At 39.9% G+C, this 11247-nt stretch carries 10 protein-coding genes; 2 read left to right on the forward strand and 8 right to left on the reverse strand.

Annotated elements, in window-relative coordinates:
* Nucleotides 1-40 precede the first annotated feature (40 nt).
* Entirely contained in the window at nucleotides 41-946 is a 906-nt protein-coding gene (gene yvcK, locus AN394_RS09105; RefSeq protein ID WP_055021332.1) for a uridine diphosphate-N-acetylglucosamine-binding protein YvcK, read from the forward strand.
* Here the strand turns inward: yvcK and AN394_RS09110 are convergent.
* A complete protein-coding gene (locus AN394_RS09110) occupies nucleotides 911-1243 on the reverse strand; it encodes an Hpt domain-containing protein (protein ID WP_054561483.1) in 333 nt (110 codons plus the stop codon). The two genes, yvcK and AN394_RS09110, sit on opposite strands and share 36 nt — an antisense overlap.
* Before the next feature lie 20 nt (nucleotides 1244-1263).
* Between AN394_RS09110 and AN394_RS09115 the strand changes: the two genes are divergently transcribed.
* Nucleotides 1264-2298, forward strand: coding sequence for a glycosyltransferase family 4 protein (locus AN394_RS09115; RefSeq protein ID WP_055021333.1), 1035 nt, complete (start codon nucleotides 1264-1266; stop codon nucleotides 2296-2298).
* Here the strand turns inward: AN394_RS09115 and AN394_RS09120 are convergent.
* From AN394_RS09120 to AN394_RS09150, 7 genes are all read right to left on the reverse strand, one after another.
* Nucleotides 2267-3721, reverse strand: a complete 1455-nt coding sequence (locus tag AN394_RS09120) for a sigma-54 dependent transcriptional regulator (RefSeq protein ID WP_055021334.1) — start codon at nucleotides 3719-3721, stop codon at nucleotides 2267-2269. The genes AN394_RS09115 and AN394_RS09120 overlap by 32 nt on opposite strands.
* A gap of 103 nt (nucleotides 3722-3824) precedes the next feature.
* Nucleotides 3825-5282, reverse strand: coding sequence for a SpoIIE family protein phosphatase (locus AN394_RS09125; RefSeq protein ID WP_055021335.1), 1458 nt, complete (start codon nucleotides 5280-5282; stop codon nucleotides 3825-3827).
* An 8-nt stretch (nucleotides 5283-5290) separates the two neighbouring features.
* Entirely contained in the window at nucleotides 5291-5989 is a 699-nt protein-coding gene (locus tag AN394_RS09130; RefSeq protein ID WP_054561487.1) for an AAA family ATPase, read from the reverse strand.
* Complete coding sequence (locus AN394_RS09135; protein WP_055021336.1) at nucleotides 5986-8052, reverse strand: SLBB domain-containing protein; 2067 nt, start codon at nucleotides 8050-8052, stop codon at nucleotides 5986-5988. The genes AN394_RS09130 and AN394_RS09135 overlap by 4 nt, the downstream gene beginning before the upstream one ends.
* A 1-nt stretch (nucleotide 8053) precedes the next feature.
* On the reverse strand, nucleotides 8054-8911 hold the full coding sequence (locus AN394_RS09140; protein WP_054561489.1) for an OmpA family protein: 858 nt from the start codon (nucleotides 8909-8911) through the stop codon (nucleotides 8054-8056).
* A gap of 8 nt (nucleotides 8912-8919) precedes the next feature.
* Nucleotides 8920-9240, reverse strand: a complete 321-nt coding sequence (locus tag AN394_RS09145) for an STAS domain-containing protein (RefSeq protein WP_055021337.1) — start codon at nucleotides 9238-9240, stop codon at nucleotides 8920-8922.
* Nucleotides 9241-9426: 186 nt separating this feature from the next.
* Nucleotides 9427-11238: a sugar transferase gene (locus AN394_RS09150; RefSeq protein WP_055021338.1), complete on the reverse strand. Its 1812-nt coding sequence runs from the start codon at nucleotides 11236-11238 to the stop codon at nucleotides 9427-9429.
* Nucleotides 11239-11247 lie beyond the last annotated feature (9 nt).

Raw genomic sequence — 11247 nt, forward strand, 5'->3', positions numbered from 1 at the left:
GCTAACTAAATATTAATCAAGTTTAACCAAGGTGACTGTTATGAAAATAGTATGCATAGGTGGCGGACACGGTTTATCCCATATGTTAAGTGCAATTAGACCTCACTGCGCCGAACTGACAGCTATCGTTGCAACCACAGACAACGGCGGCAGCACAGGTAAATTACGTCAAAGCCAAGATGTAGTTGCCCTTGGTGATATTAGACGTTGTTGTTTGCAATTAGCTGATAGTGACTCATTAATCCACCAAGTTTTTCACCACCGTTTTGATGGGGGTGAACTCAATGGCCACAGCCTTGGTAATTTAGCCTTATTAAGCTTAACCCAACAAACTAACTCAGCAACTCAAGCGGTTGCATGGTTCAATGCCATGTTGGGTAATTCAGAAACGATTCTACCCATGTCAGACGAGCCGACCGATTTACTAGCTGTTATGTCATCAGGCATCAAAGTATTTGGTGAATGCGATATTGATTCACAAGAAGAGCTCCCAGACTATTTAACGCTCTCACAAGATGTGAATGCTGCTCCTGGTGTGGTTCAAGCTATTGAAAACGCCGATATGCTAATAATTGGCCCTGGAAGTTTAATTACCAGTGTAATGCCTGCCATGTTAGTTGAAGACATAGCTAAAGCGGTGCAACAAACATCAGCATGCCGATTGTTTATCGAAAATATTGCCAAAGAAGCCAGCGTAATTAAATCCCTCGATATGCAACCGGTTGATTGGCTCGAAGGCATGCTTGGTTACCGTTTTTGTGACATGAGTATCTCTTTAGATGCGCTTAGTGAAATTGTGTCTCACTTTGACGATGTTGTTAAATCGCCAAACCAGCAGCACGACATTGAGCAGCTAAGTAATGTATTTGGCGAAATATTAAAAATGCCGTTAAGCCTAGAAGCTGAGGAACTAGTCAGTAGCAATCAAACTTTGCGCGTGAGTTAGCGTTTGTGCAAATTGGTCTTGCAGTAAGGCTATTAAGCTTTGTAGTTCATCGTCAAATTGTGATGCCTTAGCCTTTTGCTCAATTTGTTCTGCAAGGCCGCCTACGGCTAATGCCCCGTAACTACGGCTACTGCTTTTTAAACTGTGGGCATTTATTTCGATTTCAGACTGTTTTGTTGCGTCAGCAAGATCAGCAACGATTTGGCGGGACTCAGTGATATATACCTGCAAAAGTTGTTTTGCTAGGTCGTCACCAACATCCTGTTGTAATTGCGTATAGGTCGCAGTATCTATCATGGTCTCACCTTGGAGTGAATATGAAATATAGTGTTATTTTATTCGTAGATTCAAGCTTAATTGGTGGCATCGAAAGCCATTTGATTGCCATGAGTAAGCTGTTAGAACGATATAATATTATGAGCTCGGTACTATTTTATCAAGATCATAATAACCGTGAATTATATAATCGCTTAGAAAATGCAAATATCACTTTCGGTTTTGCTGGCGGAAATTTAAAAAGCTTGAACGAAATACTAAAAATGTTTCCTCGCTCAGCGTTACTCCATACCCATGGGTACAAGGCAAGTATCATGGGCAAGTTAGTGTGTCGCTGGCAAAACCGCCCTTGTATTTCAACCTATCATGCCGGTGAAGCAGGTACGGGTAAGGTTTATTTTTACAATAAGCTCGACAAACTACTAAGTTACTTTTCACTTAACTTTGCTGTGTCTAGCAAACTCACCGAAGAGCTGTACAATGCTGAATTACTTGAAAATTTTATTCAGGTAAATGAATCTACTAAAGTTTTAGGTCTTAAACATAATAATGAATTAAACGTCGGATTTGTTGGTCGTTTATCCCATGAAAAAGGCCCTGACATTTTTATTGAAACAGCCAAGCGATTCAACACGGCAAACTTAAAATTTCATATGTTTGGTGATGGCCCTATGCTCAATGAGCTTGATATGTCAGCGGTGAGTTATCATGGACAGTGTGAGCAACAACAAATATGGCAACAACTCGATGTATTGGTGATCTGCTCTCGGGCTGAAGGTCTACCTATGGTGGCACTAGAAGCAATGGCACACGGGGTACTCGTTATTGCATCGCCTGTTGGTCAGTTACCTCAGATAATTAATCACCTATCAAATGGGTTAATGATGACTGAAAGTACAAGCGATGCTTTGCATAAACAGCTGAACAACGTAATTATGTTGAGTAATGATCAAAGAAGCTACATGCTAGGCAATGCACAAAGACTTGTTAAACAACGTTTTTCTGGAGAGCAGCAATTTAAGCAGCTAGATAGAGTCTATAGCTCTAGCTTACTTGCATCTCTTCCCAGCTTTTAATTTTACGATAAATCGTAGATGGACTCACATCCAAAAGAGCTGCAGCTTTAGGAATATTGTTATCACAAGCATCAATGGCTTGCTCAATATAACGTTTTTCTACCAACCAAAGCGGTTCAATATCGGCTTGAGAAAATGCTGTTGCAACTTCGCTGATAACAGTAGTGGCTTCAGTTGATGGCGATGTAAAGCTTTGTGACGGCATCACCTCCGAGGCTACAGTATTAACAGTTGTTGCTACTGGTTGTGATTGATTTTGTGCGTTTGGTAGTGCTGGTATCATACTCGCTTCAATGTAAGATTCATCATGCAAAACAAGAATGTTACGTATGGTGTTTTCTAATTGGCGAACATTACCAGGCCAACCATAGCTCAAAAATAGATTTTTAACGCCTTCTGACATGCCTTTGTATGCACGGCCTTCTTCTTTACTTATTTTTTTAAATAATGCATCGGCAATTTCGATCACATCTTTGCCACGCTGATTCAACGGTGGTAAGGCAATAGGGATAACATGTAGGCGATAATATAAGTCTTCACGAAAACGGCCTTCTTGCACTTCTAATAATGGGTCGCGGTTGGTGGCGCACACAAAGCGCACATCAACTTTAACTTCTTTTTCGCTGCCTACCTGCTGGTAACAACCGGTTTGAATAAAGCGCAGTAGCTTACTTTGCAGATTGATGTCCATTTCACATAGTTCATCTAAAAACAACGTACCACCATCAGCTTGGCCAGCCGCCCCTTCACGATTGGCAATCGCGCCAGTGAACGCCCCTTTTAAGTGACCGAATATTTCACTTTCGATTAGATCTTTTGGTATTGCTGCACAGTTAAGGGCTACAAAGGGGTTATTCGCACGCGGTGACGCTAAATGTACCGCACGGGCGCACAGCTCTTTACCGGTTCCACTTTCACCAGTGATAAACACAGTGGCTTTACTTGCCGATGCTGATTTTATGATTTGGTAAACAGATTGCATTTCAGATGAACTGCCGATCAGATCGTAATATTTACCGTTCTCGTAGGTTGTTTGATAGCTTTTAACTGTTTGCTTTAAATCTTTAAGTTTTAATGCGTTGTTTACTGTAATGCGAAAACGATCGGCTTCGATTGGTTTTTCTAGAAAGTCACTGGCCCCGAGTTTAATAGCTTTGATTGCCATTTCTTTAGTGGCATGCCCTGTTAAAACAATCACTTGCGGAGCTGTGTCTGGGTCTAAAGAGGATAATATATCTAGCCCGTTCATATCTGGCAGCATAACATCTAAAATCACTAAATCAGGCTCAAATTCCTGTAGTGCAGCGACAGCTTGTTCACCATTGTAGGCAATGCGTGTTTCGACCCCGGTTGGGATCAAATATGATTGGTACATCAGCGCTAGCGATTCTGTATCTTCAACAATGAGTATTTTAGGTGGCATTACAGACTTCCTTTATTATCGTTTTATGCTGAGATAAAGTGATTATTTAACAGTTCCTTATTAGTAGCTTAGTGCTTATTTGGCCGGTTTGTAAACTCAAACTTTAGTGTTTATTGATCACAATTAACGAGGCATCGTCTATTTCAGCAGATAACTCAACTTGGCTTGCCTGCCAAAGTGCATAAGCAAACTCTTCACTTTGCACATTTTCGTCAGTTAATTTAGTAATAATTTGGTCTACATCGCTTAATTGCTGATTATCAAGCCAACCATCGGTGAATAATAAAATGTGTTCAACGTCATTTAAGTTATAACTATAATTTTGATAAACATGATCATCACTAAGGCCAAGCAAGGGATCAGTGCCGCTTAGCTGGATCAATTTACCATTTTTGGTTATCACACAGGGGGCTGGATGACCTGCGTTAAACCAGTGAAGTGTGTTATTTTCAATAAAACTTATTAGTAAAGTGACTAAACTAGTTTTACATAACCGCTGTTCATAAAGGGCTTGGTTCAAGGTTGTTAAAACATTTCTTATTGGTATTTCTGTCGCTAAACAGCCACTTAAAAAGCCCTTTATGGCAAAACTTTCTTTTAGTGCTGTTATACCGTGCCCCATCATATCGCCAATGATCACAGGTGCTTGCTGCTGGTGGGGATACATACAAAAATCCCCCCCATTTTGGCTGATAATGGAGCCAAAATTATAGGCATTAAACTCCCCTATTTTTTGCCTTGTTTGCATGCGCTCTTCGTTAATTAAATACTTTAATGCAGAAAAACGATGCACAATGCGTTCAATACTTTGTAATAAGCGAGTTTTGCTTACGGGTTTTACTAAATAATCATCAACCCCTAATAGGTTTATACGTTTTATAAGTTCTTCACTGTCATCACCTGTCAGCATAACCACAGATAAATTAGTTTTTAGGTTAGATTGATTAAGCTTTTTAAGTAAAGGCTCACTAGTACCATTTTTAAGTTTATGATCGAGCAATAAAATTGTTGCCCCAGAGGTGAGAATTTCTTGCCACCCCGATTCACTATCCTCACAGCAAATAACCTGAAAATGCTCAGATAAATAAGCATTCAATAAAGCAAGTTGTGCCTTATCATCATCTATGTAGATAAGCGTGGGTCGTTTATCGATTTTGGTTAAACAAAAAGAGAATGTATTCTGCTGGCCAACAGTTTTATAACAAGCGTTTGGAAAGTAATGCTTTATGAGCGCCACCCCCATACCCCCTTCAACTAATTCACCACAGTCTAATTGCCACCCTGATGGTTGTTGATTAAATAAATCATAGCTTGGCATACTGTCTTTAAATTCAATTAGCAGCTGTTTATCGGGCAGTTTATGCATAGCAAACTGCACATGCATTGACGTTTCTTGGCTATGGCGTAACAGATTAGTTAGGTATTCGGTTGCTACTAACCCTGCTGCATCTATATCTTGATTTTTAACACTGATCGCCGTCAAAACATGTTTTAAAATATGGCGAATCTCACTGACTGTGGGCCAATCTAGACTAAATGATTTTTGATATAAGCAGTCCATACAGGTTCTCAATAAGGTAAAAACAACCAGCGCTGTTTAATAACTTTGTTTAATAAGTACTCTGTGAGTTTAGGCCATTTTGGTTGAAACGCTTTGAGCGTTTTCACGATGCGGCTACCCAATGGAGCAAACTGATGCTGCGCAACAACAATTTTCACGTTATTAACGCCTGCGTGTTCAAGATTTGCCATACCGTGACATAAAGCTTCTTCGTCGTTATAACCAAGCGATACCGTTAAAAATGTCAGTTCGGTACATAAACTAAGCGCATGCAGCGGTACATTTCCCCGATTACATTTAAGAGCTGGGCTCATATCTAAAAAAATATAGTCATACTCTTGTTTTATGCGTTCTATTGCATCATTAAGTACGCTTTTATTTTTCACCGATTCAAGCTCTTTAAGATGCGCCATGGTGAGCAGGTCTACCTGTTCAGTATTGATGATATTCAGCTGACACGAAATATCGCTGAAGCACCAAGATTCTGGTTTTTTTGGTTCATCAAACTTAAATGGATTTAACGGATTTAAGTCGATTATAAGTACTTTGGCGGCTTGCAAACTTAAGCGCTGTGCAACACTCGCACAAAGTGATGTAGAGCCTTCGTTGCCGGTTAACGAAATAAAGCAGATACAACGGGCTTTACTGTTATCTATTTCGTTACACACGGCTTCAAGTTCTTGGTATTGCGCTGGTATTAGTTTCATAAGCCCACCACTAAAGCTACAACAGTAATAAAATCTAAGAAGTTTGATTTAAACTGGCTCATTAAATCTTGGCCTTTGTCTGGTACATACAGGGTATCGCCAGCACGTAACACAGGGATATACGCTGAGTTAGGGTTTTTAACGAACTCTTCTAAATCAAATACACGAGACTGCTCTTTACAGCATGAATGATTTACCACCACGATTTTGTCGATAAGCGCTGAGCTTGATGGGCCGCCCGCTTCTGCAAGTACATCAAGTACAGTCATAGTGTCATCAAAGCTATAACGACCAGGCTTTTCAACTGCGCCCATGATGCGAACTACTTGCTCTTTTGGCGTACGTAACCAGTCTTTATCTTTTTCTGGGATATAGATGGTATCGCCCGGTAAAACGTGTGGAAATAAAGTTTCATCACCGGTTTCAAAATACAGTGCAAGGTTTAATTTGCTGACTCTTGCTGTATTGCCGTTACGATGAGTAATACGAATATTGCGTAAGTCAGCGTTATCTGTAGGGCCATCAGCAGCGGCTAAAATGTCGATAAAGTGCATATTAGTATTAAATGCATAGCGACCTGGTGAGCCCACTTGCCCCATAATGTAAATAGACTTGCTTGATTCTTGACGGATCCATTGAGATTTATTGTCTGCAGGGTCAACTGGTAACTCTTCAACAATAATGGTATCGCCAGCCATTAAATTTGGCAGTTCATATTTGCCAGAATCATTAATAGTGTATTGCTCTAAATCGAAACGTTTGGTCACCTCACCGTTTCTTACAATTTTAATATCATTGATATTGGCACCCTTAGTTGGGCCGCCGGCATGCGCAAGTAAATCAGTAAAGTCCATTTCAGGGCTCCACTCATAACGACCCGGAGATAAAATGGCTCCGATAATTTTGATGGCACGTTTTGGCGGAACTTTTAACCAGCTTTTTTCGTTTTGATCGGTTTTCTCTGGTACAAAAATCACATCGCCAGGGTTAAGGCTTGGCACTTTTACTGTAACTATGCCTTCGCTGTAACCTTGTAAGTCAAATAAGATGCTTTCGCCTGCTGGAGTTAAGATTTTAATCTGACGAGTTTCAGCAAAACGGGTTGGGCCACCTGCATTAGCCAGAATATCTAAAAAGCTGGTGCTTTCGCCTGCTTCATAAGCGCCCGGCTTTTGTACTTCGCCCATGATATAAACTGTTCTTGAAGTGGTATTTACATCATCAACCATGATAGGCACATAAATAGTAGAACCCGCTTTTAGCTCTGGCATAGTGTCGTTATTAGGTTTATCTAAATACGCTTTTAAATCGAACACGACTGGGGTTTTATCAACGATAACGCGAATTTTGGTTACATCTGCATAGCGGGTTACACCCTCAGCACGCATTAGCGCATCAAGTACACTCATGTTTTCTTTAAATGAAAAGCTACCAGGATTGTGCACCTCGCCAAGCAAAGTAATAGCACTGTTATCACTTGCATCACCAGATGCACTTAAGGTTTGTGCATCAAAGTCAATTTGGACGTTACCTAACAGTGGAGACACAGGCACAAAGACAGTGTCAGCGCTTTGTAATGCAGGTAATAAATCAATGTTGCCTGAGTCTAAGTAGGCTTTATAGTTAAATTCAATCATCTCTGTGCCACGGCGAATTTGTAAACGGTCTAATTGAGCGCCTGGTTTTAAGCCGCCAGCACGGGCGATGACCATTTGAATGTTGCCATCTTTAGGAATACTTACTTGTGATGGGTCGTTTACATAGCCCATAACATTGATAAAAATATCTCGTGAATGAATTTCTACATAAAAGTCATCCATCGCCACATACATTTCACTTAATGCTGTGCGGAGCTGGCTTTGCACATCATCTAGTTGTAAGCCTGCTACTTTAAAACGACCTAGCTCTGGTAAGGTAATAGCACCTTCTTTATCAACTTCAAACGGTTCGCTAAATTCAGCTTCGCCTGGTAGGTATAAGTAAAGTTTATTACCGACTTCAATCTCTTCTGCGAAAGTAGGTAACGCGAATATAAGTAAGCAAAGTAAGATTAACTGTTTCATGTTATTGCTCCTTAGGACCATTTAAGATTTTGGTCCAGCTGGATAATGCATGTTTTTGTTTAGTGGCTTTATCGTCACTCATGTCGATAATAATTGCCTCTACTCGTCTATCTGAATGACGTTTTGAGCGTGAGTCAGGTTCGTCGCTGTACGGCGTTAAACTACCTTGTGTTAAGGTTGTTATTGTTGCTGGGTTTACACCATAAATACCTAGCCAGTGTTTTACTGTTTCTGCACGCTTAAGTGCTAACTCATAGTTGTTTTGTTGCTGACCACTAATGTCAGCATGACCAACAAGCAATAAGTTAACCTCATCAACTTGTTTAATTAAGTCAGCCGCTTGTGCTAAACGTGTGATGTATTTAGGAGTAACCTGAAAATCATTCAACGAAAACTGGTTATCACTATTTAGAAGCTCAGTGATCTGGTCTTTAAGTGATGCTGTCATGTTTTTTTCAGTGTCAGTAACACCTGCACATTGGCTCATCGCATTAACAGTTTCAAAGTGCTTGGCAAGCTGATTTAAACCGTGATAGTGAATAAGTAAATCATGCTCAGCATCAGACCACATTTGCGCTGCTATTAGGCGTCTTATACGGTTTTCGTATATTTGTGCTTTTAGCAATTGCGCTGGCATACATTGCTGTATCCCTTGTGCTTTTAATAAATCTAACTTTAAAACATGATGTTCAAATTCGCTTAGCACCACGGTTTCTTGTGTGTCGTAAATCATCTCGTGTTGTTCATCAGTAAGCGGATAATTTTGATATTTTTCAGCCCAGCCTCCTTGCCCCTCATCAGGCCAAGAAGCACATCCACCAAGCGTTAGCAAAATGATTGTAAATAGTATGTGCTTCATAAATCACCTCACGCGATATCAGCTTGTTCGATGAATGGAATCGTCTTATCAACTCTTAATAGACTCATTAATTTGTGTGGTTGCCCAGACACATTAAGCAGTGATAGTTTTTGCCCTTTTTTCTCAATCCGTTTGTATAGGAACACCATGGCACCAATGCCAGATGAATCAATAAATGTAGTAGAGCTAAAATCGAGTACCACACTTTGCTGTTTGCCGTGTGCAACTTCTTCAAACTGATCTTTAAAGCCATCGACGGCTAGACCAGAAAAGTCACTAGGTAGTGAAATTAGTTTGGTATTGTTAGAAAATGATGTGTTAGTAGCCATGATCTTCACCTTAGTTAAATTGGTTAGTCATAGTAACTAGTACAACTAAAATGCCAGTTTATAAGGTTTTGAAATTTAAAGGCTAAATGATGGAGCGATGCATAATGCAATTAACTTTTTGCTGTTAATTTGCATTATGCAACGTGATTTGCTTAATTTATTTGGTAAAAAAGACGTGGATTGGTATCACTGCCCTTTGCCAGTAAAGACAACTTGTAATGTTTTAACCACAATTGAAAACTCAAGCTTCGCCCAAGCACGCGGTGATGACATACTCAGTGAATAGGCGTAATCCCAGCCAATTTTACTGCGTGCATCGTCAATGGTTTCATCGTAGCCGTTCATCACTTGAGCAAGACCAGAAATACCTGGTTTAACCCCGTAAGTACGCTGGCAAAAATAAGGAATGTCTTTTTCTAATTTACCATAAAACACAGGGCGCTCTGGTCTTGGGCCAATTAATGACATCTCACCTTTAAGCACATTAATTAATTGCGGAAGTTCGTCAATTCGTGTTTTACGCATAAAGCGCCCTACTGCCGTTATTCTTGGATCATCTTTACTGGCCCACACAGCACCAGAACGTGACTCAGCATCAACCACCATAGAGCGAAACTTATAAACATAAAATAACTCAACGAAGTCATCTGAGCTTTCACCCACTCTAAGTTGTTTAAAGATGATAGGACCTTTAGATGTAAGCTTTATAGCCAGTGCTGCAATTAAACAAACAGGCCAAACTAGACTTAGTGCAAATAAGGCACCTGCAATATCTAAGCTTCTTTTGATGACTTTAATAACAGATTTGGTTTGTGCTTTACTCGCAGATTTTACACGTTGCCAAGGGGTGTCGAAGTAACCTTGTTCATAACGAATGATCCCCCAAAGTGCTAAAAAGTAGCTATTTAAGATGTAATTAACTTTATCGACGATAGGAATGCGTCTTTTAAAGGCGAATATAGTTTTAACCGCTTGCAGTGTGTGAAGCGATAAAATGCCTGTAGCTATCAATTGTGACCATACAGATTGTGTGACGATAGCTTCTATAAATACACAAGCATAAATACAGGCTAAAATAATTGGCATAACCCCACGTAATACTTTGTGCGAGAAAAAGTTCATACAAGTCCAACCTAAACGCGGGTTAAGTAATAAAAGCAGCGCTTTTATTTGTTGCCAATTACCGGCACCTAATCTTACTCGGCGTTTATAATCTTCACTTTGCTCATCGCATTCGCGCTCGTAAATGACTACGTCTTCATCGACAATGGCTTTACCGCCTTTACTTAAAGCTTTCATTGATAGCACGAAGTCGTCGTTAATGATGTTTTTTTCTAATTCATTTGCATACTCAGCGCGCATTGCAAACATTGCCCCAGGTACGCCAATCACAGCGCCAAGGTTTGACTCGGATTTTTTCACTTGGTTTTGGTACTGCCAGTAGGCTTTTTGCGCATCTGGTGCATTTTCATCTAAGGTGTAAACACCTGTCGAAATTGCCACTTGCGGATCACTAAATTGCTTAGCTACTTTGTTTAATGCATCAATACTCAATAAAGCACTAACATCAGTGAACAGTAAAATATCATTGTGATATTTTGCCATCCCCATCAAGGTATTTAACCCTTGTACTTTCCCTTGGTTTTCATCACGATGGTGAAAATAGCACTGCACGCCTTGCTTATGTAATACCTGCTGTGCTTTAAGAGCTTGTTGATAGCTTTTATCGGTGCAACCATCAAAATAAACATGAATAGAATAATGATGAGTGTCATAAACTAGTGATGCTAAGTTATAAAGCTTTTCTGCAATATGCTGTTGTTCATTGTAAGCACACATCAAAACAGCAATATTCGGTGTGTAGTTGTCATCAAAAACGGTTTGCTTGCTTGGTTTTTGCTTTTTGCTTGCAACACACTTTAGTAATAATGGGTAGCCAATATGATGATACGCAGCAATACACATTAAAATGATAAATAATGTAGTAAAAATAGTCATGGTTGGCTC

The sequence above is a fragment of the Pseudoalteromonas sp. P1-26 genome, assembly GCF_001401795.1.
GTDB lineage: Bacteria > Pseudomonadota > Gammaproteobacteria > Enterobacterales > Alteromonadaceae > Pseudoalteromonas.